Source organism: Mycolicibacterium sp. XJ2546 (genome assembly GCF_053483195.1).
The window spans coordinates 42217-68320 of sequence record NZ_JBEFRW010000007.1 but is presented as its reverse complement, the minus strand read 5'-3'; the positions used below and the strand labels follow the sequence as shown (position 1 = coordinate 68320).

At 67.6% G+C, this 26104-nt stretch carries 27 protein-coding genes; 7 read left to right on the top strand and 20 right to left on the bottom strand.

Translation table 11 applies throughout. The annotated features are described in order from the left end of the window. The first annotated feature begins 37 nt into the window (after positions 1-37). Positions 38-700, top strand: coding sequence for a TetR/AcrR family transcriptional regulator (locus ABQE44_RS13660; RefSeq protein ID WP_448430306.1), 663 nt, complete (start codon positions 38-40; stop codon positions 698-700). Here ABQE44_RS13660 and ABQE44_RS13655 read toward each other — a convergent pair. The 9 genes from ABQE44_RS13655 to adh all read right to left on the bottom strand — a co-directional run bounded on the left by ABQE44_RS13655 (position 697) and on the right by adh (position 8352). Continuing rightward, positions 697-1302 (bottom strand): ABC transporter ATP-binding protein, encoded by a 606-nt coding sequence (locus tag ABQE44_RS13655; protein WP_448430304.1) that lies wholly within the window; start codon positions 1300-1302, stop codon positions 697-699. The genes ABQE44_RS13660 and ABQE44_RS13655 overlap by 4 nt on opposite strands. Continuing rightward, positions 1299-2075 (bottom strand): ATP-binding cassette domain-containing protein, encoded by a 777-nt coding sequence (locus tag ABQE44_RS13650; RefSeq protein WP_448430523.1) that lies wholly within the window; start codon positions 2073-2075, stop codon positions 1299-1301. The genes ABQE44_RS13655 and ABQE44_RS13650 overlap by 4 nt, the downstream gene beginning before the upstream one ends. Further along, positions 2069-2893, bottom strand: coding sequence for an ABC transporter permease (locus ABQE44_RS13645; RefSeq protein ID WP_448430302.1), 825 nt, complete (start codon positions 2891-2893; stop codon positions 2069-2071). The genes ABQE44_RS13650 and ABQE44_RS13645 overlap by 7 nt, the downstream gene beginning before the upstream one ends. Further along, the gene (locus ABQE44_RS13640; protein WP_448430300.1) at positions 2890-3930 is read right to left on the bottom strand and encodes an ABC transporter permease; all 1041 of its coding nucleotides are present in this window, start codon (positions 3928-3930) and stop codon (positions 2890-2892) included. The genes ABQE44_RS13645 and ABQE44_RS13640 overlap by 4 nt, the downstream gene beginning before the upstream one ends. Beyond that, positions 3914-5512 (bottom strand): ABC transporter substrate-binding protein, encoded by a 1599-nt coding sequence (locus tag ABQE44_RS13635; RefSeq protein WP_448430298.1) that lies wholly within the window; start codon positions 5510-5512, stop codon positions 3914-3916. The genes ABQE44_RS13640 and ABQE44_RS13635 overlap by 17 nt, the downstream gene beginning before the upstream one ends. Before the next feature lie 74 nt (positions 5513-5586). Then, a complete protein-coding gene (locus tag ABQE44_RS13630; RefSeq protein WP_448392322.1) occupies positions 5587-6033 on the bottom strand; it encodes a hypothetical protein in 447 nt (148 codons plus the stop codon). Continuing rightward, positions 6026-6304 carry a putative holin gene (locus ABQE44_RS13625; protein WP_448392323.1) on the bottom strand — a complete coding sequence of 93 codons (279 nt, stop codon included), beginning with the start codon at positions 6302-6304 and terminating at the stop codon, positions 6026-6028. Before ABQE44_RS13625 ends, ABQE44_RS13630 begins: the two co-directional genes overlap by 8 nt. A gap of 27 nt (positions 6305-6331) precedes the next feature. Then, positions 6332-6817: a DUF779 domain-containing protein gene (locus ABQE44_RS13620; protein ID WP_448430296.1), complete on the bottom strand. Its 486-nt coding sequence runs from the start codon at positions 6815-6817 to the stop codon at positions 6332-6334. After that, a complete protein-coding gene (gene adh / locus ABQE44_RS13615; RefSeq protein WP_448430295.1) occupies positions 6817-8352 on the bottom strand; it encodes an aldehyde dehydrogenase in 1536 nt (511 codons plus the stop codon). The genes ABQE44_RS13620 and adh overlap by 1 nt, the downstream gene beginning before the upstream one ends. A 64-nt stretch (positions 8353-8416) precedes the next feature. Between adh and ABQE44_RS13610 the strand changes: the two genes are divergently transcribed. Continuing rightward, positions 8417-10426: a prolyl oligopeptidase family serine peptidase gene (locus tag ABQE44_RS13610; protein ID WP_448392326.1), complete on the top strand. Its 2010-nt coding sequence runs from the start codon at positions 8417-8419 to the stop codon at positions 10424-10426. Here the strand turns inward: ABQE44_RS13610 and ABQE44_RS13605 are convergent. Together ABQE44_RS13605 and efeO are read right to left on the bottom strand one after the other, a co-directional pair. Further along, positions 10419-11678 carry a Dyp-type peroxidase gene (locus ABQE44_RS13605; RefSeq protein ID WP_448430293.1) on the bottom strand — a complete coding sequence of 420 codons (1260 nt, stop codon included), beginning with the start codon at positions 11676-11678 and terminating at the stop codon, positions 10419-10421. The two genes, ABQE44_RS13610 and ABQE44_RS13605, sit on opposite strands and share 8 nt — an antisense overlap. Next, positions 11675-12598 carry an iron uptake system protein EfeO gene (gene efeO, locus ABQE44_RS13600; RefSeq protein WP_448392328.1) on the bottom strand — a complete coding sequence of 308 codons (924 nt, stop codon included), beginning with the start codon at positions 12596-12598 and terminating at the stop codon, positions 11675-11677. The genes ABQE44_RS13605 and efeO overlap by 4 nt, the downstream gene beginning before the upstream one ends. 116 nt (positions 12599-12714) lie before the next feature. Here efeO and ABQE44_RS13595 point away from each other — a divergent pair, with 116 nt between their 5' ends. Beyond that, positions 12715-13617: a crotonase/enoyl-CoA hydratase family protein gene (locus tag ABQE44_RS13595; RefSeq protein WP_448430291.1), complete on the top strand. Its 903-nt coding sequence runs from the start codon at positions 12715-12717 to the stop codon at positions 13615-13617. Here ABQE44_RS13595 and ABQE44_RS13590 read toward each other — a convergent pair. The 6 genes from ABQE44_RS13590 to ABQE44_RS13565 form a co-directional block, all read right to left on the bottom strand. Continuing rightward, the gene (locus ABQE44_RS13590; RefSeq protein ID WP_448430289.1) at positions 13614-14585 is read right to left on the bottom strand and encodes a DUF2889 domain-containing protein; all 972 of its coding nucleotides are present in this window, start codon (positions 14583-14585) and stop codon (positions 13614-13616) included. The two genes, ABQE44_RS13595 and ABQE44_RS13590, sit on opposite strands and share 4 nt — an antisense overlap. Before the next feature lie 28 nt (positions 14586-14613). Continuing rightward, complete coding sequence (locus ABQE44_RS13585; protein ID WP_448430287.1) at positions 14614-15465, bottom strand: hypothetical protein; 852 nt, start codon at positions 15463-15465, stop codon at positions 14614-14616. 111 nt (positions 15466-15576) lie between these two features. Continuing rightward, positions 15577-17094, bottom strand: coding sequence for an aldehyde dehydrogenase family protein (locus ABQE44_RS13580; protein ID WP_448392332.1), 1518 nt, complete (start codon positions 17092-17094; stop codon positions 15577-15579). A 9-nt stretch (positions 17095-17103) separates the two neighbouring features. Then, positions 17104-17670 carry a phosphatase PAP2 family protein gene (locus ABQE44_RS13575; protein ID WP_448430285.1) on the bottom strand — a complete coding sequence of 189 codons (567 nt, stop codon included), beginning with the start codon at positions 17668-17670 and terminating at the stop codon, positions 17104-17106. Next, positions 17667-18182, bottom strand: a complete 516-nt coding sequence (locus tag ABQE44_RS13570) for a mycothiol transferase (protein ID WP_448392334.1) — start codon at positions 18180-18182, stop codon at positions 17667-17669. The genes ABQE44_RS13575 and ABQE44_RS13570 overlap by 4 nt, the downstream gene beginning before the upstream one ends. A gap of 13 nt (positions 18183-18195) precedes the next feature. Continuing rightward, the gene (locus tag ABQE44_RS13565) at positions 18196-18600 is read right to left on the bottom strand and encodes a VOC family protein (protein WP_448392335.1); all 405 of its coding nucleotides are present in this window, start codon (positions 18598-18600) and stop codon (positions 18196-18198) included. A 22-nt stretch (positions 18601-18622) separates the two neighbouring features. Between ABQE44_RS13565 and ABQE44_RS13560 the strand changes: the two genes are divergently transcribed. Beyond that, positions 18623-20347 carry an N-acyl-D-amino-acid deacylase family protein gene (locus ABQE44_RS13560; RefSeq protein WP_448430283.1) on the top strand — a complete coding sequence of 575 codons (1725 nt, stop codon included), beginning with the start codon at positions 18623-18625 and terminating at the stop codon, positions 20345-20347. Continuing rightward, entirely contained in the window at positions 20344-20718 is a 375-nt protein-coding gene (locus ABQE44_RS13555) for a pyridoxamine 5'-phosphate oxidase family protein (RefSeq protein WP_220691247.1), read from the top strand. Before ABQE44_RS13560 ends, ABQE44_RS13555 begins: the two co-directional genes overlap by 4 nt. Before the next feature lie 142 nt (positions 20719-20860). On the opposite strand, the gene groL is transcribed toward ABQE44_RS13555, so the two are convergent. After that, positions 20861-22486 carry a chaperonin GroEL gene (gene groL, locus ABQE44_RS13550; protein WP_448392337.1) on the bottom strand — a complete coding sequence of 542 codons (1626 nt, stop codon included), beginning with the start codon at positions 22484-22486 and terminating at the stop codon, positions 20861-20863. A 202-nt stretch (positions 22487-22688) separates the two neighbouring features. Here groL and ABQE44_RS13545 point away from each other — a divergent pair, with 202 nt between their 5' ends. Both ABQE44_RS13545 and ABQE44_RS13540 read left to right on the top strand, forming a co-directional pair. After that, a complete protein-coding gene (locus ABQE44_RS13545; RefSeq protein ID WP_448392338.1) occupies positions 22689-23189 on the top strand; it encodes a cupin domain-containing protein in 501 nt (166 codons plus the stop codon). A 66-nt stretch (positions 23190-23255) separates the two neighbouring features. Then, positions 23256-24944 carry a DEAD/DEAH box helicase gene (locus ABQE44_RS13540; protein ID WP_448392339.1) on the top strand — a complete coding sequence of 563 codons (1689 nt, stop codon included), beginning with the start codon at positions 23256-23258 and terminating at the stop codon, positions 24942-24944. Positions 24945-24995: 51 nt separating this feature from the next. On the opposite strand, the gene ABQE44_RS13535 is transcribed toward ABQE44_RS13540, so the two are convergent. Both ABQE44_RS13535 and ABQE44_RS13530 read right to left on the bottom strand, forming a co-directional pair. After that, on the bottom strand, positions 24996-25271 hold the full coding sequence (locus tag ABQE44_RS13535) for an addiction module protein (RefSeq protein ID WP_448392340.1): 276 nt from the start codon (positions 25269-25271) through the stop codon (positions 24996-24998). Next, on the bottom strand, positions 25268-26089 hold the full coding sequence (locus ABQE44_RS13530) for an HAD-IIA family hydrolase (protein WP_448392341.1): 822 nt from the start codon (positions 26087-26089) through the stop codon (positions 25268-25270). The genes ABQE44_RS13535 and ABQE44_RS13530 overlap by 4 nt, the downstream gene beginning before the upstream one ends. Between the last annotated feature and the right edge of the window lie 15 nt (positions 26090-26104).

Genomic DNA, 26104 nt, shown 5'->3' with positions numbered 1-26104 from the left:
AATCCGCTTATCTGTGCGCTGCATTACACTCGGTTCGGTGACCGCGCATGAGCCGACGGGGCGCCCGCTGCGCAAGGACGCCGAGCGTAACCGGGCGCGGGTCCTCGAGGCGGCCCGTGACCTGTTCGCGTCGGAAGGCCTGGAGCCCAACCTGAATGACGTCGCCCGCCACGCCGGCGTGGGGGTGGGGACGGTGTACCGGCGGTTCGCCACCAAGGACGAACTTCTCGAGGCGATCTTCGTCGACGCGCTGGATCAACTCACGGCTCTGGCGCAGGCCGGGCTGAAGTACGACGACTCCTGGGAGGGCTTCGCGTGGTTCGTCGAGCAGATGTGTGAGTTGACCGCGACCGATCGTGGCCTACGCGAAATCGCGTTCAGCAAGGCATACGGCGGAGATCGCGTGATCGCCGCACAGGACCGGCTCGGCCCGGTGGTCGCCGAATTGGTTGCGCGAGCACAGCACGACGGGCACCTGCGCCCCGAAATCTCGGCCACGGACATGCCGATCATCAGCTTGATCGGTGGCACGGTCAGCCAGTTCGCGGGCCACGTCGACAGCAGTCTGTGGCGTCGGTTCACTGCGATCCTGCTCGACGGGATGCGTTGCGGCGGCAGCCAGTCGGCGTTACCGGTCGACGCGTTGGACGACCAGGGACTCGACGCGGCGATGCGCACGTGGGAGCCCGCCAGCCGCTAGAGTGCGAACACGCTGTGGCTCAACGTATCCACCAGTGACTCGTCGTGGCTCACCAGCGCGATGCCGGCATACGTGCTGATCTCACGCAGCATCTCCACCACGTCGGCAGTAGCGATCGGGTCGAGCATCGCGGTCGGCTCGTCGCACAGCACGAACATTGGCCGCTGCACCAGGACTCGCGCGATGCAGGCGCGCTGCAACTGTCCGTCGCTGACCTGCCCGGGGTAGCGGTCCAGCAGCGGTTCGGCCAGCCCGACCCGGCGCGCCACCTCGTCGATCACCACCGGCTCGCGGCGGATGGTCGCGGGCTCGGCGATCAGCGCACGCAGCGTCCAGCGCGGGTTGCACACCAGGCGCGGATGCTGAGCCACCAGGGCGATCGACCCCGGTGCCGCGACCGGCGCGCCGTCGTAGCTGACCTCACCGGAACCGGGCGTCAGCAGACCCGCGAGCACCCGCAGCAGCGTCGTCTTCCCGCTGCCCGACGGCCCCGTAACGCCGACGACCTCGCGGGTGCGCACGGTGAGGTCGAGGTCGTCGAGCACCCGATGAGCGTCGAAGCACACGGTGAGGTGCCGGGCCGCCAAGACGTGCGTGGTCACCGGATCGCCCCCGCGAAGAACCGCTGCACGTAGGCGTCGGAGCTGTCCGTCACGGCGTCGGCCGTATCCTGCTGCACGACAGTGCCGTTGCGCATCAGCGCGATGTCGTCGCACACCCCGGAGCTCAGCAGCCCCCGCAGTTCGTGGGTGATGACGAGCACGCCGGCGCCTGCCGCGGCCGCCTCGCCGAGCAGCTGCCACACCATGTCCGCGTTGTCGGGGTCCAGCGCCGATGTGGGTTCGTCGGCGAGTACGACTTTCGGGCGCGCGGCGATGGCCGCGGCGATCGCCACCCGCTGCGCCATGCCGCCCGACAGTTCGTGCGGGTACCGGTCCGCCACCGCCGCGGGCAGGCGCACCGCGGCGAGCAGCTCGTCGACGCTGCGGTCCGCGTCGAGGCGTCGGCAGACCTCGGTGAGTTGTGAGCCGACGGTGCGCACCGCGGTGAACGACGTCGCCGCGGACTGCGGAATGAAACCGATGTGCGCGCCGCGTAGTTGACACCAGCGCCGCTCGTCGGCGCCGGCGAGGCTGACGCCGTCGATCACGACGTCACCGCGCGCGTTCGACCCCGGCGGCAACAGACCGCACAAGGCCAACGCGGCCAACGACTTTCCGCATCCGGATTCGCCGATCAGCGCGGTCACCTTTCCGGCGTGCACGCTGAGGTTCACCGCGTCCAGGACGCGTACCTGCGGTGACGTGTTGCCGTGGCGGGTGGCGATGTGTACGGTCAGGCCGCACAGTTGCGCGACGGAATGCGGGGTCACCAGACCTGCCCTCCTGGCGGTTGGGTTCGGCGTTGCATCAGCGAACCCGCCGATGAGAACGCCAGCGCCGTAGCGATCAGCGCCACCGCGGGAACGGCCAGTGTCCACCAGGCGCCGAGCAACACGTCGCCGCGCGCCTGCCCCAGCAAGGTGCCAAGACTGGCCTGGTCCGGGGAGAACCCGACACCCAGGAACGACAGCGTCGACTCGTGCCAGACCGCGTGCGGCAACAACATGACCATCGCCACCAGCGCCTGCCCGCTGACCGCGGGCAGCAGGTGGCGGCGCGCGACGAACCATCGCGACGCCCCGGCCAACCGTGAGGCCTGGATCCAGCCGGACTCCGAGACCGACAACAGTTCGGCGCGCACCACTCGCGCGACCGCGGGCCAGTGAGTCAGCGCGATCGAGGCGATAATCGCCAACGGCGCGCCCCGCCACATCGCCGCGATGACGATGCCGAGCACCAGGTGCGGTAATGCGTTGAAGCCGTCGACAATCCGCATCACCAACGAATCCACCCAACCGCCGATCAGCGCAGAACCCACACCGATCACCACCCCGAGCGCGGTGGCGGCGACCGCGCACACCGCGGCGACCACCAACGAGATCTGTAGCGCCTGCGCGCATCTGATCAGAAGGTCGTATCCGGAGTGATCGGTGCCGAGCAGGTGCGCCTGCCCCGGCGGGCGCAGCGCGGCGGAGAAGTCGGCGACCTGGTTACCCGCGAGAACGGGGATCACCACGGCCGCCGCCGCGATGACGGCCAGCACCAGCCACGGCCACTGCAGCCGGCGCTGCGGTCTGGTCACGATGGTCATGCCGTCATCTCGATTCTCGGGTCGACGGCCACCGCCGCCGCATCCGACAGCGCCGAGCCGAGCAGCACCGCAAGTGCGGCGCCCACCGTCAGCGTGGCAAGCAGCGGAAAGTCCAGCGCCGCAGCGGAGTCCACCAGCACCGCAGCCATCCCCGGCCAGCCGAACACGGTTTCGACGACCGCGGCACCGGCGATCAGTTCGGGTAGCCGGGTGCCCAGCAGGGCCAGCGTCGGCAGCACCGACACCGGCGCGATGTGGCCGCGCAGCAGCGCCCAGCCGTCGACGCCGCGGCTGCGGGCGCCGCGCACCGCGTCGGAACTGCACGCGTCAACCACGGCGGTGCGCATGGTCAACAGCAGCCACGGGATCTGCGATACCGTCAGCGCGATCAGCGGCAGCACAGCGTGATTGAGGACGCCGGACATGGTGTAGCCGGCACCGGGCGCGCTGGCGCCCGACGTCGGAAACCAGCGCAGGCCGACGGCCGCAACGGCCACCAGCATCAGCGAGACGACGAACGGCGGCACCGCGGCCATCGTCACCGCGAACACGTTGCACGCCTTGTCGATCAGGCCGCCGCGGCGCATACCCGCGATGCAACCCAGCACGATCGCGATTACGGCCGCAGCCACCAACGCGGCGCCCGACAGCCCCAACGTGAACGGCACCCGCTCGGCCAACACCGTTGTGACGGGCTGCGATTGGGTCGACGACCAACCGAGGTCACCGCGGGCCAGGCCGGTGACCCAGTCCCACCACGCCTGCCACCACGGCAGATCGGTCTGGTAGGCCTCGCGGAACGCCGCACGCTGCGACTGCGTGGCGAATTGATAGTTGTTACCCAGGTACGCCGCCAACGGGTCGAACGGCGACAGCGAGGCGACCCAGAACATCGCCACCGACACCGCCGCAGTCACCGGCACGGCGATCGCGCTGCGCACCGCCAACAACCGGGCGGCAGCCCGCAGTCGACGGCGGCGGTCGACGCGGGACTCGACCGGCCCCTCGACGACGACGCGCTCAACTGTTGCTGTCACGTGTCCACGCAACTATGTCCCACCATGGCCCCCACGCCACACCGTGCGAATGCGGCTCGAGGATCGGAGGGGACTGGTTCCAGCCGAGTTCGCGATACGCGTAGGTGTGGTCGAGGAAGGTCAGGAAAACGTAGGACGGCTCCGCCACATACCTGGCCTGGACATCGCGGTAGAGCGTGTCTTTAATTGGGCCCGAAGCCGATTCACGTGCCTGCTCGAGCAGTTCGTCGAGTCCGGGCGCGGTGAAGTTGCCGGGGTTCGAATACGGCGACGAGCCGGGCACCCGCGTGTGCAGGGTGTCGTAGACCTGCGAGTCGATGCTGTAGGGGGTCGACCCGCCGCCGAGAACGACCGCGGAATCGCCGAACCGGTCGTCGATCTCGTCCCAGCTGGTGCCGCGCGGCCGCACGTCGACGCCGAGCGGTCTGACCGCAGCCGCGAACGCCACCGCGAGATCTTGGCGCAGCGAGTCCTGCGCGTTGTACAGCAGCGCGAACGACGCTCTCTCGCCGTCCCTTTCGCGGATGCCATCGGCGCCGGGCGACCAGGCGGCGTCCTGCAGGATCTGCTTGGCGCGCTCCAGATCGAAGGTGAACGTCGCCTCCGGGTTGTACGCATCGCCGTACACGTCGGCGACGGGGGTGTACGAGGGGCGGCCGTGGCCGGCCAGCACGTCACGGATCATCGCGTCGCGGTCGACGCCGATGTTGAGCGCCAGCCTCGCCTGCGGATCGGAGGTGAACGCGTTGCCCGCCGGCAGCGCGACCGCGCGCCAGTCCGCGGATTTGGCCGCCACGGTCGCGACGTTCTCGACGTTGATCGAGTCGATGAGCCGTGGCGGCAGGTTGACTCCGTCGACCTCACCGGCCACGAGGCGCTGGGCGCGGACGTTGTCGTCGGGGTTGTGGGTGTAGACCAGGCGCTTCACCTGCGGTGTCTGGCCCCAGTAGTCGTCGCGGACGACCAGAACGGCCTGATCGGGCCGCAGGCTCTCCAGACGGTAGGGTCCGGTGCCGACGGGCTGGGTGTTCAGCGCCCAGTCGGCGGCGGGCCGGTTCTCGATCGCCTCCGATGGGGCGATGCCGACAAGAAGGTACGGCGTCGGCTCGGCGTCGGTGTTGACCTCGACGTTGACGGCGTGCGACCCATCCGCGGTGATCGCGGCGATCGGGGCGACGTGTGTGGAAATCTCCGATGCCACCGCCGGGTTCTTGATCGCGGTGTAGGTGGCCACCACATCGGCCGAATCGAACTCGCTGCCGTCGGAGAACGTGACATCGGTGCGCAACGGCACCCGCCAGCGCCGCGGCTCCACCAGTTCGGGCGGTGCGGAAGCCAACGCGGGCACCAGATCCGGCACCTGTTCGTCATCGGGCGCCTCGGGGCGGTACAGCGCGTCGTAGATCGGGGAAACGCCCGCTTCGCCGTAGCCGAGAACGGGGTTGTAGTCGCCCAGCGGCTGCGCTTCGGCCAGCACGATCTGGTCGGACTCCGCGTCGGGCTGGGCCGTGGAGCAACCGGCGACGGTGATCACGATGGCGGTGACAACGACGGCCAGCCCTCGCCACGGGGCCCAATTCACGACGACGCCCACCTCCCACGCCTGTCCGAGTGAACAGGTAAACAGATGGATGCGACTCTACAACGCCGCCGTCGTCAGTACGGGATCAGGCCGACGAAGCATCGGCTGGCGTATTCGCAGAAGTTCAGGCCGTGTAGCACCGCCGCGCCAGCGGTCGCCGCCAACGGCGCCGACATCACCGCGATCGCCAGCCCCGAGACCGCCGGCCGATCCGGAACCATCGCCAGCAGCACGCCAGCGACAGTGCAGGTCACCACGAAGATCAGCACGACAAACACTGGCGCCGTCTTGTCGATCGAGTGAAACCACCAGTAGTACAGGCCCCACCCGGCTGCGGCCGCGGCGATCCACACGCACGCCACCACCGCGACGAACGTCCAGCGCTTGAGGTACTGGTAGCTGCCGGGTACGACGAGCGGTGGGGGCGGCACCGGCAACGGCTCCGACGGCTGGGCGGGCAGTTCGCCGGTGAACATCGGCGTGTAGGGCTCGGTCGGTTCGCCCGTCAGCGTGTCACGCACCGTGCACCACCTGGATCGCCGCCAGCGCCCCGAACCAGCCGGGTGCGATGGCCAGGATGAACGCGCCGACCGTGGTGACCCAGCGTCGGCCCGACAGCAGGATTGTCAGCACCCCGATCACGCTGGGCACGCCGATGACGAGCCCGATCACGATATCGGGCCGGATGCTGGCGCTGACCAGCAGCATCGCGCCGATGCCAACGATCACGCCGACCGCCGCCCCGACCAGCATCGCGCTGGTCAGCAGCCACGGACGCGGCAGCGGTAACACGCTTTTCAGGTTAACTCCGATCGGGCCTCAAACCTCTGAGGCACGCCCTGCCGCATATTCGGCACCGGTGCCCGGTGCCCGCTCGGCCAGCAGCGCGTTCTCTTCGTCGGTGAACGCTCGGCCGCGCGTCAGGAACCGCATGCCTTCGGGCGCTTCGATACTGAACCCGCCGCCGCGGCCCGCCACGACGTCGATCACCAGCTGGGTGTGTTTCCACGCCTCGAACTGCGGTCCGGAGATCCACACCGGCACGCCGTCGCCGACGTCGAGGATTTCGAGCAAGACGTCGCGGTCCCCGACGATGAACTCGCCGTCGGGGTAGCACATCGGCGACGACCCGTCGCAGCACCCGCCGGACTGGTGAAACATCAGCGGGCCATGTCTGGCCTGCAGCCTGGTCAGCAGGTCGGCGGCCGCGGCGGTGATCAGCGCCCGCGGCGGCGAGCCTGGCGGCGATTTCGGCGCGCTAACGGCCGCGGAGGGGGCGTTTGCGCGCCGAAATCGCTCCGACATCAGAAGAAGCCCTGCGCCTTGTCGCTGTAGGACACCAGCAGGTTCTTGGTCTGCTGATAGTGGTCGAGCATCATCTTGTGGTTCTCGCGGCCGATGCCCGACTGCTTGTAGCCGCCGAACGCCGCATGCGCCGGGTAGGCGTGGTAGCAGTTGGTCCACACCCGGCCGGCCTTGATGTCGCGACCGGCGCGGTAGGCGGTGTTGCCGTTGCGCGACCACACCCCGGCGCCGAGTCCGTAGAGGGTGTCGTTCGCGATCGCGATGGCGTCGTCGTAATCGCGGAAAGACGTGACGGCCACGACCGGGCCGAAGATCTCCTCCTGGAAGATCCGCATCTTGTTGTGGCCCTCGAAGATCGTCGGCTGCACGTAATAACCGCCGTTGAGGTCGCCGCCGAGTTGCGCGCGCTCCCCGCCGGTGACCACCTTGGCGCCCTCGGACTTGCCGATGTCGATGTAGGACAGCACCTTTTCGAGCTGGTCGTTGGACGCCTGCGAGCCGATCATGGTTTCGGTGTCCAGCGGATCGCCCTGGCGCACCGCCTTGGTCCGGATCGCGGCCAGCTCCAGGAATTCGTCGTAGATGTCGGCCTGCACCAGGCTGCGCGACGGGCAGGTGCACACCTCGCCCTGGTTCAGCGCGAACATCGTGAAGCCCTCCAGCGCCTTGTCCTGGTAGTCGTCGGCTTCCCCATTCGGACTGGCCAGCACGTCGGCGAAGAAGATGTTCGGGCTCTTGCCGCCCAGCTCCAGGGTGACGGGGATCAGGTTCTGCGATGCGTACTGCATGATCAGCCGGCCGGTGGTGGTCTCACCGGTGAACGCGATCTTGGCGATGCGGTTGCTGGACGCCAGCGGCTTACCGGCCTCGAACCCAAACCCGTTGACCACGTTGATGACTCCGGCGGGCAGCAGGTCGCCGATCAACGACATCAGGTACATGATCGACGCCGGGGTCTGCTCGGCGGGTTTGAGCACGACGGCGTTGCCTGCCGCCAGCGCGGGCGCCAGCTTCCAGGTGGCCATCAGGATCGGAAAGTTCCACGGGATGATCTGGCCGACGACGCCGAGCGGTTCGTGGAAGTGGTAGGCGACGGTGTCATCGTCGATCTGGCTCAGCGAGCCCTCCTGGGCGCGGATCGCGCCTGCGAAGTAGCGGAAGTGGTCAATGGCGAGCGGGATGTCGGCGTTGAGGGTCTCGCGGATGGGTTTGCCGTTGTCCCACGACTCTGCCAGCGCGATCGATTCGAGGTTGGCTTCGATGCGGTCGGCGATCCTGTTGAGGATGTTGGCGCGTTCGGCGGGCGCGGTCTTACCCCACTGCCCTGCGGCGCCGTGGGCGGCGTCGAGAGCCTTGTTGACGTCGTCCTCGGTGGAGCGCGCGACCTCGCAGAACGGCTGGCCGGTGACCGGCGTCGGGTTCTCGAAGTACTCCCCGGCAACGGGCGGCACCCACTGGCCACCGATGAAGTTCTCGTAGCGCGACTCGTATGCCATCAGCGCGTCCGCCGAACCGGGACAAGCGTAAACAGTCATCAGCGACTCCCTCCTCAGACGGTGTAACCGACCTCACACTACGCCGAGCGGCCACAATGGATCTGTGACTGGCTCTGTGACCGATGACCCGTACCTGTGGCTGGAAGACATCACCGGCGACGACGCGCTGGACTGGGTGCGCAAGCGCAACGAGCCGACGCTCGCCGAGTTCGGCGGCGAACGTTTCGAGCAGATGCGCGTCGATGCGCTGGAGGTGCTCGACACCGACGCCCGCATCCCCTATGTGCGTCGGCGCGGCGAACACCTCTACAACTTCTGGCGCGACGCGGCCAACCCGCGTGGGCTGTGGCGGCGCACGACGCTGGCCAGCTACCGCAGCGAGGAGCCCGAATGGGACGTGCTCATCGACATTGATGAGCTTGCGCGTGTCGACAAAGAGAACTGGGTGTGGGCCGGCGCCGACGTGATCGAACCCGATTACAGGCTGGCGCTCGTCGAGCTGTCACGCGGCGGCTCCGACGCCGCGGTGGTGCGCGAATTCGACATGACGACACGGAAATTCGTTACCGGCGGGTTCGAGCTGCCCGAGGCCAAGACCCAGATCACCTGGGCTGACGAGGACACCGTCCTGGTCGGCACCGACTTCGGCGAGGGCTCGCTGACCGAGTCGGGCTATCCGCGCCAGGTCAAGCGCTGGCGCCGGGGACAGCCGCTCACCGAGGCCGAGACGGTGTTCAGCGGGGCCCGGGATGACGTCATCGTCGCGGCGGCCGTGGACCGCACGCCGGGCTTCGAGCGCACCATGATCAGCAGGGCGATCGACTTCTTCAACGACGAGGTTTACGAACTGCGCGGTGCGGAACTGATTCGGATCGACGCGCCTACCGATGCGACCGTTTCGGCGCACCGCAACTGGCTACTGATCGAGCTGCGCACCGATTGGTACACCGGCACGGCGCAGTATGCGGCCGGGTCGCTGCTGGCCGCCGATTACGACGAGTTCCTCGCGGGCACTGCGGAACTGACGGTCGTGTTCGCCCCCGACGAGCACACCTGCCTGAACCAGTACGCATGGACGCGCGACAAGCTGGTCATGGTGACTTTGGCTGACGTCGCCAGCCGCGTGGAGGTCGTGACACCGGGAACGTGGCAGGCCGAGCCGGTGCCGGGCCTGCCCGCCAATACCAACACGGTGATCGTCACAGCCGACGATGTCGGCGACGAGATCTTCCTGGACTCAAGCGGATTCGATACCCCATCACGCCTGCTGCACGGATCTGCCGGCGACCAGTTGACCGAGATCAAGCGGGCCCCGTCGTTCTTCGACGCGGCCGATCTCGTGGTCACCCAGCACTTCGCGCAGTCTGACGACGGTACCGCGATCCCGTATTTCGTTGTGGGCCACCGTCACATCGAAGCGTCGGGCCCGACGCTGCTCGGCGGATACGGCGGGTTCGAGGTCGCCAACACACCGAGCTACAGCGGGGTACTCGGTCGGCTGTGGTTCGCCCGCGGCGGCACCTATGTGCTGGCCAACATCCGCGGTGGCGGGGAGTACGGTCCGCGCTGGCACACCCAGGCGATGCGCGAGAACAGGCACCTGGTGTACGAGGATTTCGCCGCTGTGGCACGGGATCTGGTGGAGCGCGGTATCACCACCGTCGACCAGTTGGGCGCTCAGGGCGGCAGCAACGGTGGACTACTGATGGGGGTGATGTTGACGCAGTACCCAGAGCTGTTCGGCGCGCTGGTGTGCAGCGTCCCGCTGCTGGACATGCGCCGCTTCCATCTGCTGCTGGCCGGTGCGTCGTGGGTGGCCGAGTACGGTGATCCCGACGATCCGGAGGACTGGGCGTTCATATCCAAATACTCGCCGTACCAGAATATTTCGGCGGGCCGGCGTTATCCGCCGGTGTTGATCACCACATCGACCCGCGACGACCGGGTGCATCCAGGACATGCCCGCAAGATGACTGCGGCGCTGGAGGCGGCCGGCCATCCGGTGCACTACTACGAAAACATCGAGGGCGGGCATGCGGGTGCTGCGGACAACGCCCAGATCGCGTTCCGTTCGGCCTTGATCTATGAGTTTCTGTGGTCGGTGCTCAGCTGACCAGCTGGTCGCCGAGGAACCGGTCGGGGCCGCTGACGCCGGGCAGGACGAAGTAGAAGCCGCCGCCGACCGGCAGGATGTACTCCTCGAGCGGTTCGCCCTTCAGCCGGCTCTGCACGGTCAGGAACCCCTGCTGCAGGCTGCGCTGGTAGGCGATGAACGCCAGCCCCTGGTCGAGCCGGCCGGCACCGTCGAAACCGCGGGAGTAGTTGAATCCGCGGCGCAGGATCAGGTTTTCGTCCGTCTGCGTGGTGCGCGGGTTGGCCAACCGGATGTGCGCATCGAGCGGGATCCGCTCGCCGTCGGGGTCCGAAGGGTAGTCGGGATCGGCGAACTCGTCGGATATGCCCAGCGGCGCGCCACTGACCTTGCTGCGCCCGAAGATCGCCTCCTGCTCGACCAGCTGGGTGCGGTCCCAGAACTCGACGAACATCCGAATGATGCGCACCGCCTGATACGACCCGCCGACCGCCCACGCCGGCTCGCCGTCGTCGGGCCCCACCCACACGTGCCGGTCCATCACAGCGGCGTCGTTCACATCCAGGTTGGACGTTCCGTCCTTGAATCCCAACAGGTTTCGCGGCGTCGTCGCCTCCGAGGCCCGGCCCGCGCCGATGCCGCGGGCGTAGCCGTCGACCATCCAGCGCAGCACCAGATCGCTTCGGGTGCGGCGCATCAACTGACGCAGCGCGAACTGCACGGTGTCGTTGTGGCCGGCCTCGAAGATGATCGACAGATCGCCGTGCGACAGCGTCGGGTCCAGCCGGTCGTTGGCCAGAAACGGCATGGTGACCAGTTCTTTGGGCTTGCGGTCGGCCAGCCCGAACCGGTCGTCGAACAGCGACGCCCCCACCCCGACGACGATGGACAGGTTGTCGGCGGGCGGCTTGTCCCCGAGGATGCCGGAGTCCACCGGCGGATATTCCGGGTCGCGCACCTCCGGCGGTTTGCCCGCCATCAGGCCGCGGATCTCGTCGGTGAGCGTGGCCAGCGTGTCCGCCAGCGCGGCACGGTCCTTGGACAGCACGTTGAACGACGCCACCAGCCCCTGCTCGGGCACCGGCAGCGCGGTGATGCCGGTTTGGTGTGGGCCCTCGAACGGCACGAACGTCGGCTGCGGCGCGGCAGCGGGGCCGGCGTCGCGTGCGCAGCCGACCAGCCCGGCGCCGGCGCCGACGACCGCGCCGGTGCCAAGCGCCCCGGTCACGAAGGCCCGGCGCGAGATGCCTGGCCGGCGCGGCCCTGGGCTCACTTCAGCTTCAGTACTCCCGCGACTTGAGACATGTTCTCGGAGAGCCCGGCGAGCTCGGCCTTGAGCTTGTCGATGGTCGGCGGGTCGACGGTCACCCCGGTGCAGCGCGGGGACGGGTAGGGATCGTTCTCGGTGCAGAACAACACCCAGCCGTCGCCGCGACGCAGGGGTCGCATGGTGTCGAACACCGAGTTGATGCCCGCGTCGATCTTGCCGAGTAGCGCCGGATCAGCCTCAACCAGCGCGGGATTCAACTTGCCGACCGCGTCGCGGGCACCTTGGAGGTTGGCGTCGAAGTCCCACAGGTCGGTCTTGGAGTAGCGGTCCTCCTCGCCAGTGATCTTGCCTTCGGACACCTCTTCGATCAGCTCCGCGGCTCCGTTGGCCACGTCGACGGGTTTCACCTCGACCGAGGGGAATTGCTCCTTGAGCGCCGCGACGTCTGAGTCGAGCTGGTCGGCGAACGGGGCGGCGCCCTCGGTGGTGTTCTGCTCGAACAGGATGTACTCCAGCCGGTGCCAGCCGGTGAACTCGGGATCGTCGACACCTGCGAAGTCGTCGACGCGGGCGTCGATCTTGCGGTCGATGTCTTCGACCAGGCCCGCGATCGGCTCGATGCGCTCCCACGGCACCCGCGACGGCGCGTAGGCGTCCTGCGCCGCCTGCAGGTCGCCTGCGCGCACCGCATCGGTGAAAACCTTTACGACGCGCTCGAGTTCGTCGATGTTGCTCGAGACATAGGCCTTGTAGTCGGCGGCCGCCTTGTCCAAGACTTCGGCGGGAACCGCTGCGGCCGCCGAGGTTGTGGTCGCTTCGGCGGTCGTGGGGGCGTCGGTGCTGGTGGAGTTGTCACCGGAGCATCCGACCAAGATCAGGCTCACGGCTGCCACGGGCACTGACCATGCGATGTAGCGGTTCATTTGCCACCTCTCCGTCGGGCGAGGCTGAACTTTACACCCCTTGCCGACTGTCGGGTTCACCTACGTCTGAGCGCAGAAAGCGTGCGTCAACCCGACACTCGCGCCAGACTGCAGGCATGTCGACACCGCAGTTCGAGACGCTTCTGTACCGCAGCGAACCCCCGATCGCCACCATCACGCTGAATCGGCCAGATCAGCTCAACACCATCGTGCCGCCGATGCCCGACGAGATCGAGCAGGCCATCGGCCTGGCCGAACGCGATCCCGCGGTCGCTGTGATCGTGTTGCGCGGTGCGGGCCGCGCCTTCTCCGGCGGCTACGACTTCGGCGGCGGCTTCCAGCACTGGGGTGAGGCGATGAACACCGACGGTCGCTGGGACCCCGGCAAGGATTTCGCGTTGGTCAGCGCCCGCGAAACCAGTCCGCATCAGAAGTTTATGGCGATCTGGCGCGCGTCCAAACCCGTCATCGCGCAGGTGCATGGTTGGTGCGTCGGCGGTGCCAGCGACTACGCGCTGTGCGCCGACATCGTCATCGCCAGCGACGACGCCGTCATCGGCACGCCATACGCGCGCATGTGGGGTGCCTACCTGACCGGCATGTGGCTCTACCGGCTGAGCTTGTCGAAGGTCAAATGGCATTCCCTAACCGGTGAGCCGCTGACCGGAAAGGAAGCTGCCGCAGTCGAACTCATCAACGAGTCGGTGCCGTTCGAGAAGCTCGAAGCCCGCGTGCGCGAGATCGCAGCCAAGCTCGCCAACATCCCGCTGTCTCAGCTTCAGGCCCAGAAACTGATCGTCAACCAGGCCTACGAGAACATGGGCCTGGCCTCCACCCAGACCCTCGGCGGCATCCTCGACGGGCTGATGCGCAACACCCCCGATGCTCTCGGCTTCGTCGACACCGCTGCATCCCAAGGCGTTCGGGCCGCCGTCGAACAGCGCGACGGTCCCTGGGGCGACTACAGTCAGGCGCCGCCCGAGAAGCGGCCAGACCCGTCACACATCATCGAACCCTAGCGGCTCGTACGCAGCTCGAAGAGCGCGTGGAGATCCCCGATCGCACGCAACGTGTCGTTGAGGTGCGTGCATGTGGTCGTGCCGACGAACTCGCGGCGGATACGGTCCCGCAACTCCATCAGCGAAATCCCCTGGACACGTTGGGCGCTTCCGATGGCGCCGGGACATTCCTGCCACGGCAACACCCGCACCTCCGCCCGCACCGAGGCGATGGTCCGCGTCGACGTATCCACAACGCCGGTGACGGTGTACTCGTGCACGATCGTCTCGAGCCCGTCGCTGTCGACATGCGAGTCACGGAAGTGGGCATCGAACTCCGCTGATCCGGCATCCGCCGGATGCAGGTCCAGTCGCCGGTAGCGACGCATCCCGTTGGGGCGCAACGGTTCGACAGCATGCGCAGAGTCAAGAACCGGCGCAACCGGGCCGCGCGCGGTCGGGATGATGTCGTTGCGTCGCGCGTACGACACCAGCGACGCATCCGGCGCGAAACCCGCGCAGATGCCCGTCATCCGATCCACGGTGCCAGCCGGCAGTTCGCGCTCGGCACCGAGCTCGATAGCCGTGTGTTGCAGCGCATAACCGGACACCAGGGCCGCGCCCACCCAGTCGTCGAGCAGCAGATTCAGAAGGCTGGCCCGCTCGACATCCTCGGGCAGCAGTTCAGTCACCGTCGAGCGGAAGCCGGGGCCGACGCGGTGGCCTACCAGCCGGCTCAGCCGGTCGTCGTACGGAACGGCGGAAAGGTCGGCGATGATGCGGTTGTGCAGGCGCGCATGTATCGCGACCCGGTCGAGTGTGTCGGCTCCGCCTCCCACCACGTCGCTGGCGCGCAGGTCGACGTCGGAACCCCCGTCATCGGTCGGATGCGTGTCGATGGTGCTCGTGCGGCGCAGCGCCCCGGCGGCCAGCGGCGGCGACGCTTGCACGGGCTGCTGGGGGCCGACGATGTCCGAGACGAACGGCATGCGTCGACGGTATCAATACAAAGATGGGCTAACCGTCGCGTCGGCGCAATCCACCCAGCATCGACACCAGCACCCCGAACACCACCAGCGCTGCGCCGGCGGCCAGCGTCAGGTTCAGCCAGTGGTGCAGGCTGTCTTCGGCGCGGCCGACCAGTACCTCGGCGATCAGGCGGATGTCGCCGGTGGTTTGGTTGAGCGCGTCGTCGACGTGGCTGCGCGCCACCTCCAACCCCGCCCACCCGGCGGCGCCGACCAGTAGCGCCGAAACGCCCAGCGCGGCAAACGTTTTACCGCGTGATCGGGACGCGGCCAGGGTCAACAGGGCGAAGACGCCGGTCAGGATCGTCGCGCCGACGCTGACCCACGGTCCCCACATCGACACCAGCCGCAGCTTCCCCGGATGTAGCCCCGTGGTTTCTGGCACCGTGATCGGGACGGTCAGGGTCTGGGGCACGTCGAGGTCGATGTCCCCGAGCAACTGCTTGATCGAGGGGTCGTTGAGCATCGGGGCGATATCGATCAGCCAGCGGTTGGAGCCTTCTTCGCGCTGCACGGAATCGGTGAACAGCCAGCGGTGCGCAATGCGGTTGGCCTGGCCGAACTGCCCGGGAAAGCCGGCGCTGCTGGTGTAGGCGACGGTTCCGCCGCGGACCGGATCGCGGTTGAGTGTGTACCCGTTGTCGGACGCGAAAGAGAGGATCTGTCGTGTCAGCTCGGCGGCCATCGCACTCTGCAACTGCGGGTCTTTGGCCGCTGAGGCCGCGAGCGCGGCATAACCGTCCTCGCTGACGACGTTGCGCTGTGCCCACATCGCCGGGACGGCCACGGCAAGAAGGATCGTGGTGACGAGCCACAAGACCATGGTCGTCACCAGCCGCACGCGTGCCCTCCTTACCTCGTTGCCGTAGTCGAACTTACTCAAGCCCTTCCGGCGGAGAATTTCTGCGCCGACGGGCAAACGACCCTCGGTAAGGTTTCGGCGATCCCCGAGCTACTTCGCGACGCGGCGCGGCCGTGCCAACGCCAGCTTCATCATCAGCGTGTTCAACCGCTTGAGCGCCTTGAGCGAGTTGTTGTAGTACGTGCCGCCCGCGCCGACGTTGGTGCGCGGCGCCACCACCGCCTCCTGGCGGCAGAACTTGCGCAATCCCTCCGCGCCGCCGAACCGCGCCCCGATTCCCGATGCCTTCCAGCCGCCCATCGGCGCCGTCGTACACATCAGGTTGGAGATCACGTCGTTGATGTTGACCGCGCCGCAATCCAACTGCACCGCAATCGCTTTGGCGCGCTCGATGTCCTTGGAGAACACCGATGCCGACAAGCCGTACGGGCTGTCATTGGCCAGCCGGATCGCTTCGGAGACGCTGTCGACCTTCATGATCGGCAGCGTCGGGCCGAAGGTCTCCTCGGTCATGCACGCCATCGAATGGTCGACGTCGACGAGCACCGTCGGCTGATAGAAGCTGCCCGGTCCGTCGAGGCGCTTGCCGCCGGTGAGCACCTTCGCCCCGGCCGCCACGGCCTCGCGCACATGCCGTTCGGTCACCTCGATCTGGCTCTCGTCGATCAGCGAGCCGAAGTCGTAGCCTTCGCCCGCACCCATCTTGAGGTTCTCCACCGCGCGCACCACCGCGGAGACGAACTGGTCATAGACGGGTGCCAGCGCGTACACCCGCTCGACCGACACACACGTCTGACCGGCGTTGAACATCGCGCCCCACACAGCCGCGTTGGCCGCCAGCTCGACGTCGGCGTCCTCCAGCACGATCATCGGGTCCTTGCCGCCCAGTTCCAGGCTGACCGGGGTGAGCCGGCGCGCCGCCCGCTCCATCACCTTGGCGCCCGTCGCGCTCGAACCGGTGAACTGTACGTAGTCGGAGTTGTCGACGACGGCCTCGACCGCCTCACGCGCGCCCTGCACGATCGCCATCACCTCAGGTGCCCCCGAGTCCAGCCAGCCGCGCAGCAGCAGCTCGGCGGTCAGCGGCGTGCGCTCGGACGGTTTGAGCATCACCGCGCACCCAGCCGCCAACGCCGCCAGGCCGTCCATCAACAGGTTGGCCACCGGATAGTTCCACGGGGCAACGATGCCGACCACCGGACGCGGCCGGTAGTGCACCTCGACCTTCTTGATCGCCAGGAACGGCAGGGCCGCCGGCCGGGTCTCCGGCGCCAGCGCTTTCTCCATCGTCTTGATGTAGTACGACGCGATCATGACCAGCAGCGGCACCTCTTGAGCGGCGTCGGCCGCCGACTTGCCGGTCTCCTTGATCAGCATCGCCTCGATCTCGTCGCGGTGCTCACCCATCCACACCGCATACCGGGCCAATACCTTGGCACGCCCCTTGGGCCCGCGCGCTTCCCACTGTTTCTGCGCGTCGCGCAGCCGGGCCGCGACCCGCGGCACATCGGCGGGATCGGTCCATCGCACGGTTCCGGCGACCGCGCCCGTCGCGGGGTTGTGGATGGTGCTGGTATCGGGCCGCTCAACGTCGGGTGTCGCAGTCATAACCCCATGCTAACCACCTCGTGTGACCCAGACCGCACGCGTGTTGACACGCGTCAAGTTCGGTGCCGCGAGAAGCGCCGCGATGCCGACCAGCGACGTGCCCAACAGCATCCCGCCGACCGTGTCGGTGAAGTAGTGAAACGTTGTGCCGACCCCGATAACCGCCAACCCGATATACACCGTCGCAAACACCAGCGCCCACAGCGCACAGCCAGTGACCAGCACGAACAGCCCCAACACCACGGTCGTCGTCGTGATGTGCCCGCTCGGATAAGCCAGGCCGCCGCCCTTCTCCCGGCCGAAAACGGGCTTGATCACCTGCACCAGCAGATACGCGCTATACGGCAGCACCGCGGCGATGGCGGCCAGCAGCCACCGTCGCCGATACATCGCAAACGCGACCGTGGCAGCCACGATGACGACCAGCGCCAGCGGATCGGTGAACCCTCGCAGATCACGCGTCGGGCTATTGCTGTACTGGTGAAACCAGTCGTCAATGCCGGTGGATGATTTGCCCACGGCCCAGCCGAGCAGAACCATCGCGGTCAACCCGACCGCCGGCCACCACTTGATCACGCAATTCCGCGCAGGTAGGCGGCCGCGCCGAGGTGCTGGGCGGCATCGTCGACGATGCTCACCAGGCGCACGCCCGCGGTGACGGGCGGATCCCAGTTCTCGTCGACGACGCGGCGCAACTCATCGGGGGTCACCGACGCGATGTACTCCAACGTCATCTTGTGCACGGCGCGGTAGTAGCCGGCGAGTAGATCGGCCGACGCGCGCACCTTGGCGACCTCCGCCGGCCCGTCGCCGTACCCCATCGCGCCACGCGGCAGGTCGAGGTTGAACCGGTCGACCCAGCCGTCGCGGAACCACACCTGCTCGGTATCGGCGAGGGCGCACAACTGCAGATCCTGCTGGCGCGCGCTGTGCCAGATGAGCCAGGAGATGCTGTTGGCCTCGTTGGTCGGGCGGTAGAACGCAACCTCATCGGTCAGTCCGTCTGTCAGCTCCTCGACGTGCTCGATCTGCCGGGTGAACATGTCACGCAGCAGTTCGCGAACCGCCGAAACATCAGAGTCAGCCATGCCCCGACGTTACTCAGTCCGCCGCCGACGCCGCGCCAGCGGAAAAGTCGTGGAAAACCGCCTCGATGTTGTTGCCGTCCGGATCACGGACGAACGCCCCGTAGTAGCCGGGGTGATACTCCGGCCACAGCCGCGGCGCGTGCAGGGACTCGGCGCCGGCCTCGAGCGCGGCGGCGTAGAAGGCCTGCACCGCATCGGTGTCGACGGCCTCAAACGCAAAATGCACCTCACGGTTGGGTCCGGCCGCGTCGCCCTTGGTCATGTCGGCGATCCAGAAATCCGGCTTGCCGTCGGCGCCGTAGCCGATGGCGACCTGATAGTCCAACTGCCGGGTGTAGCCGAGCACGCCGAGCACCTTGTCGTAGAAGGCCTTCGACCGCTCCCAGTCCGCACAGTTGATTCCGAAGTGATCGATCACCGGCTCATCGTAGATTCGACGTATGACATATGAACTCGTGATCCGCGGCGGGACCGTCGTCGACGGCCTCGGCGGCGACCCCTTCGTCGGCGACGTGGCGATCTCGGACGGCGTGATCGCCGCCGTCGGCGCGGTGGACGGCACCGGAACACGCGAGATCGACGCGACCGGCCTGCTCGTCACGCCCGGCTTCGTCGACCTGCACACCCACTACGACGGCCAGGCGATCTGGTCGGACCGGCTCACCCCCTCCTCGGCGCACGGGGTGACCACGGCGGTGATGGGCAACTGCGGCGTCGGGTTCGCGCCCTGCCGCCCCGAAGACCACGACGTGCTGGTCGACGTGATGGCCGGCGTCGAGGACATCCCCGGTGTGGTGATGGTGGACGGGTTGCCGTGGAGTTGGGAGACGTTCCCCGAGTTCCTCGACGCGCTGGAGTCGCGACACCGCGACATCGACGTGGCGGCGCTGCTGCCGCACTCCCCGCTGCGCGTCTACGTGATGGGTCAGCGCGGCGTCGACCGCGAACCGGCCACGACCGAGGACCTCGCGCTGATGCGCAAGCTCGCCGCCGAAGCGGTCCAGGTCGGCGCGCTGGGCTTCGCGTCGTCGCGGTTCACTTTGCACAAGACCGAAAGCGGCCGGCCGATCCCCAGCTATGACGCCGACCGCGCCGAAATCGAGGCCATCGCACGCGGCGTCGACGATGCCGGCGGCGGCCTGATCCAGTTCGTCCCCGACCTGGTCGCCGGCGACTACGAACCCGTGCTGCAGACGGTGTTCGATGTCGCCGAGGACGTCGGCCTTCCGGTGACGTTCACGTTGGCCATCGGCAACGCCGGCGACCCGTTCTTCGTCGACGCGCTGACCATGGTGGAGAAGGCCAACTCAGCGGGCGGCGATATCACCGCGCAGATCTTCCCCCGCCCGATCGGGCTGGTGCTCGGGCTGGAGCTGTCGGGCAACCCGTTCGTCATGTACCCGAGCTACCGCGAGATCGCGGCGCTGCCGCTGGCCGAACGCGTCGCCGAGATGCGCAAACCCGAAGTGCGCCAGCGGATCCTGTCTGATACCCCGGCTTCCGACGGCCACCCGCTGATGTTCGCGGCGCAGGCGTTCGAGTGGATGTTCCCCCTTGGTGACCCGCCGGACTACGAACCTCCGCGTTCGGAGAGCATCGCCAGCCGAGCCAGGGTTCGCGGCGTCAGCCCGCTCGAGGAGGCCTACGACCGGCTACTCGACGACGACGGGCACGCGATGCTGCTCGTCACGCTGGCCAACTTCCGCGACGGCAGCCTCGACACGGTGGCGGAGTTGATCCGCCGCGACGACGTCGTGCTGGGTCTCGGTGACGGCGGTGCGCACTACGGAATGATCTGTGACGCAAGCTTTCCCACCTACATGTTGGCGCACTGGGCGCGCGACCGCGCGTCGGGCCGGCTGTCGGTGGCCGAAGCGGTACGCGAGTTGACGTCGGTGCCTGCGCGGGTGGCCGGCCTGGCCGACCGCGGCCGAATAGCGGTGGGCTACAAGGCCGATCTCAACGTCATCGACCACGACGCGGTGCAGCTGCACCGGCCCGTCGTCGCCCACGATCTGCCCGCGGGTGGTCGACGCCTGGACCAGCGCGCCGACGGTTATGTCGCGACCATCGTGTCCGGTGAGGTCATCGCCGAGCACGGGGTGCCCACCGCGGCGCGTCCCGGCCGGTTGATCCGGGGTCGTCAACCGGAGCCGACGTCATGAGTGTCAAAGTCGACCTCGACAAGCTGGGTGACGCGCTGGCCGATTTCGACTTCGCCTACCTGATCACCGTCGGCGACGACTACCGCGCGCACACCGTCGCGGTGGACCCGGTCCTCGTCGACGGCACGCTCGACGTCGGATCCATCGGCAAGACCACACAACGCAACGTCACCGCGCACGGCGATGTCACGGTGCTCTGGCCGCCGCGCGAACCTGGCGGCTACTCGTTGATCGTCGACGGAACCGGCCGACCCGCTGACGACACGTTGCAGATCACGCCGACCCGCGCGGTGCTGCACCGTAAAGCCACGGCTCAATCGCCGTCGACGAGCCCGGACTGCCTGCACGACTGCGTGCCGCTGAAGAAGTAACCCCGCTGCGCGGCCCGCCGAGTGTGGCCTCGTGTCACGGCTGGCGCGAAAAAGCGTGCGGGTAACCCACGTTCGGCGGATCTGTTCGCGCACGAAAAAGCCCGGCCCCGCAAGAGGGACCGGGCCTTTCCGTTGGACAGACTTAGAAGTCCATGCCGCCCATGCCGCCGGTCGGGTCGGCCGCGGGTGCGGCTGCCTTCTCCGGCTTGTCGGCGACGACGGCCTCGGTGGTCAGGAACAGCGCCGCGATGGACGCCGCGTTCTGCAGCGCCGAACGCGTCACCTTGACCGGGTCGGCCACGCCCGCCTTGAGCAGGTCCTCGTAATCACCGGTGGCGGCGTTGAGGCCTTCACCAGCCTTGAGGTTGCGCACCTTCTCGGCGACCACGCCGGGCTCCAGGCCCGAGTTGGCGGCGATCTGCTTCAGCGGAGCCTCCAGCGCGACACGCACGATGTTCGCGCCGGTGGCCTCGTCGCCCTCGAGCTTGAGCTCCTCGAGCACCGGGGCGGCCTGCAGCAGGGACACACCGCCACCGGCGACGATGCCCTCCTCCACGGCAGCCTTGGCGTTGCGCACCGCGTCCTCGATGCGGTGCTTGCGCTCCTTGAGCTCCACCTCGGTGGCGGCACCGGCCTTGATCACCGCAACGCCGCCGGCCAGCTTGGCCAGCCGCTCCTGCAGCTTCTCGCGGTCGTAGTCGGAGTCGCTGTTCTCGATCTCGCTGCGGATCTGCGCAACGCGACCGGCGATGGCCTCGCTGTCGCCTGCGCCCTCGACGATCGTGGTCTCGTCCTTGGTGACGACGATCTTGCGAGCCTGGCCCAGCAGCGACACGTCGGCGGTCTCCAGCGAGAGGCCGACCTCTTCGCTGATGACCTGGCCACCGGTGAGGATCGCCATGTCCTGCAGCATCGCCTTGCGGCGGTCACCGAAGCCCGGAGCCTTGACGGCCACGGACTTGAAGGTGCCGCGGATCTTGTTGACGACCAGCGTGGACAGCGCCTCGCCCTCGACGTCCTCGGCGATGATCAGCAGCGGCTTACCGGACTGGATGATCTTCTCCAGCAGCGGCAGCAGATCCTTGACGGTCGAGATCTTGGAGCTGACCAGCAGGATGTAGGGATCCTCCAGGACGGCTTCCTGACGCTCGGCGTCGGTCACGAAGTAGCCCGAGATGTAGCCCTTGTCGAAGCGCATGCCCTCGGTGAGCTCGAGCTGCAGCCCGAAGGTCTGCGACTCCTCGACGGTGATGACACCCTCGTTGCCGACCTTGTCCATCGCCTCGGCGATCAGTTCACCGATCTGCAGGTCGCCGGCCGAGATGGCGGCGGTCGCAGCGATTTGCTCCTTGGTCTCGACCTCCTTGGCCGACTTCAGCAGCGTCTCGGTGATCTTGTCGACGGCCTTCTCGATGCCGCGCTTGAGGCCGAGCGGGTTAGCTCCGGCCGCGACGTTGCGCAGGCCTTCCTTGACCAGCGCCTGTGCCAGCACGGTGGCGGTCGTGGTGCCGTCACCGGCGACGTCGTCAGTCTTCTTGGCGACTTCCTTGACCAGCTCGGCGCCGATCTTCTCGTACGGGTCCTCCAGCTCGATCTCCTTGGCGATGGACACACCATCGTTGGTGATCGTGGGAGCACCCCACTTCTTCTCCAGAACGACGTTGCGACCCTTGGGCCCCAACGTCACCTTTACCGCGTCGGCGAGGGCGTTCAGGCCCCGCTCGAGGCCGCGGCGGGCCTCTTCGTCATACGCAATTTGCTTGGCCATTGCGAAGTGTTTCCTCCGGATTGGGGATGGCACATCTGTTGGCCGGGTGCAGTGCCCGCGACGGACGGCTTGGGTGTGCTCCGCGGGTGCGGCCCCTTGCCTCACCGTCCCGACCTAGCACTCACCGGTCGCGAGTGCCAACTGCATTCTTAGCACTCGACCAGGGAGAGTGCAAGGTCGCCGAGGGCTAGGCTCGACGCCGATGTCACTTGTCGTGCCGCCCTATCCTCCGCCCCGGTACACCGAGGACGAACCGGAGGTCAGCGCGTGGCTCAAACGCGGCGACGATCCAGCGGACTACGACTCGTTCGGCCTGGTGAAATACCACTATCTGGCCAATCAGCAGGCCACCGACGGCGACTACGGGCTCTACCGCGTCGAGATCGCGCCCAAAGCCGGTGGCCCGGGACCTCATTTTCACCGTGCGATGTCCGAAGCGTTCTTCGTGCTGTCCGGTACGGTCACGCTCTACGACGGCACCGGTTGGACCGACGGGCACCGCAACGACTTTCTCTATGTTCCGCCCGGCGGCATCCACGGCTTCCGAAACGACGCCGACGCGCCGGCATCGCTGTTGATGTTGTTTGCTCCGGGCGCCCCGCGTGAACACTATTTCGAGGGCATGGCGCAGCTCGGGGACATGACCGAAGACGAGCGGCGCGAGTGGTTCATTCGCAACGACAATTTCTTTATCGACACTTGACGCGGGAAAGATGCGAACGCGTAATCCGTTGCGTTAGGCTGCTTACCGATCAGTGAGGAGTCTTGGGTGCGGGCTAATTCAGCGCCCGACACCCAGGCTTTGCGAGGCTGGCAGCGTCGGGCTTTGGTGCGGTATCTTGGCGCCCGGCCGCGCGATTTCCTGGCGGTCGCGACGCCGGGTTCCGGTAAGACGGCGTTTGCCCTGCGCGTAGCCGGTGAGCTGCTCGGCGACGGCACCGTCGAGCGCATCACCGTTGTCGTGCCGACCGATCACCTCAAGATCCAGTGGGCACTGGCCGCCGCGAGGGTCGGCCTTGCGCTGGACCCGAAGTTCAGCAACTCGTCGGCGCAGACGTCGTCGGAGTACCACGGGGTCGTCGTCACCTACGCGCAGGTGGCCAGCCACCCGACCCGCCACCGGGTGCGCACCGAGAACTATCGCACGCTCGTGGTGTTCGACGAGATCCACCACGGCGGGGACGCCAAGAGTTGGGGCGAGGCCATGCGCGAGGCGTTCAGCGACGCCACCCGCCGGCTGGCGCTGACCGGTACGCCGTTTCGCAGCGACGACAACCCGATCCCGTTCGTCGCCTACCAGCCCGACGGGCATGGCGTACAGCGCTCGGTGGCCGACCACACCTACGGCTACGCCGAGGCGCTGGCCGATGGCGTGGTGCGGCCCGTGGTCTTCCTGGCCTACTCCGGTGAGGCGCGCTGGCGCGACAGCGCGGGCGAAGAACACTCGGCGCGCCTCGGTGAGCCGCTGACCGCCGAACAGACCGCACGCGCCTGGCGCACCGCGCTGAACCCGGCGGGCGAATGGATGCCGGCCGTCATCGCCGCCGCCGACAGACGGCTGCAGCAGAAGCGCCAGCACATGCCCGACGCCGGCGGCATGGTGATCGCCTCCGACCAGACCGCCGCGCGGGCCTACGCCGAACTGCTCACCAAGATCACCGGCGAGGCGCCGACCGTGGTGCTCTCCGACGACCCCGGCTCGTCGGACCGGATCAGCGAGTTCGCCGCGGGCACCAGCCGCTGGCTGGTCGCCGTCCGGATGGTGTCCGAGGGGGTCGACGTGCCGCGGTTGGCCGTCGGCGTGTACGCCACCAGCGCGTCGACGCCGTTGTTCTTCGCCCAGGCCATCGGCCGCTTCGTGCGGTCCCGTAGACCTGGGGAGACCGCTAGCATCTTCTTGCCCTCGGTACCCAACCTGCTGTTGCTGGCCAGTGAGATGGAGGCCGAGCGCAACCACGTACTCGGCAAGCCCCACCGCGAAACCGACGGTGACGACGAGTACGTCGAGCCCCGCAAGTCCGAGCCCAGCGAGCTCGACAACGGCTTCGAATCGCTGGGCGCCGACGCCGAGCTGGATCAGGTGATCTTCGACGGCTCGTCGTTCGGCACCGCGACGCCCGCAGGCAGCGACGAGGAAGCCGACTTCCTGGGTATCCCCGGGCTGCTCGACGCCGAGCAGATGCGAGACCTCCTGCGGCGCAGGCAAGAAGAGCAGTTGACCAAACGCACTGCAAGCGGCGAGGTGCAGCGGGCGGCTCACATCGCGCGCCACGGGCAGCTGCGCGAGCTGCGCCGAGAACTCAACGCGCTGGTGTCGATCGCGCATCACCGCACCGGCAAGCCACACGGCTGGATCCACAACGAGCTGCGCCGGATCTGCGGTGGCCCGCCGGTGGCAGCGGCCACCACCGAGCAGTTGCAGGCGCGTATCGAAGCGGTCCGCACGCTGAATTCGTGATTTCGGCGCGCTTACAACCCGCTGAGGGTGCATAAGCGCGCCGAAATCACACTAGGTGAGCAGCCCGCAGCCGGCCACACCGCAGAGCAGCGAGCTGGCCAGCAGGGCCGGCCAGAACGCCACGGTGACCACCAGCGCCGCGATGTTGGCGAACACGGTGAACTGGGCGCTGAGCGCATGTTTGAGTTGGCCGATCAGCTCGATGTGCAACATCGCATACGCGACACCAATCACGGTGTACAACAACGCAATCCACAACATGAGTTCGAACACAGTGTTGATGCCGCGCCGCAGCAACGCCTGCTGCATCCGCTCCCACACGGTCATCGCTCCAGCCCGAGAAGCTCCGGCAAATCGGCAACCGAGTCGATCACGTGGTTGGGCTGCATCGCGAACTCGTCTGCGGCCCAACGGTCCAGCGTGTCCTGCCGAAACTTGCCCGTGCGCACCAACACCCCTGTCATCCCGACCACCTGCGCTGCCAGCACGTCGTTGTTGAGATCGTCACCGACCATATACATCTCGTCGGGTTCGACACCCAGACGGCCAGCGGCAGCGAGGAACCCCTCAGGCGCGGGCTTACCGACAGCCGTCGCCTGGCGGCCGGAGGTCTGCTCCATCCCGATCAGGTACATCCCGGTGTCGATCCGCAACCCGTCGGTGGTGGTCCATGCGGTGCTGCGGTGCATGGCGACCACCGGCACCCCCTGAGCCATCCAGTCATAGACCCACGACAGCGTCAGATGGCCGAACTCCGGTCCCGCGCCGCCGAGCAGCACGACGTCGGGTCTGTCGGGCGTCTCGGGTCCGCTGAACTGGCTCGAGGACACGATGTCGATGCCGGGCATATCCTCGGCGATCTGGCCACTGTTGACCAGAAAGCACCGAGCGTCCGGAAAACGGTCGCGGACGTATTCGGCCGTCAACACCGCCGCGGTGATCACCTCGTCGGGACGCACCACCATGCCCGCCTCGGTGAGCAATTCAGCGATCTGCACCCGGGTGCGCGTCGTGGTGTTGGTCAGATACGAGCACGCGACCTGGTGATCGTTGAGCGTGCGCAGCGTCGCCGCCGCCCCTTCGATAGGTTTCCACGAAGTCACCAGGACACCATCGATGTCGAAGAGCACTCCACCGATTGCCATTGCCCGACATTAAAC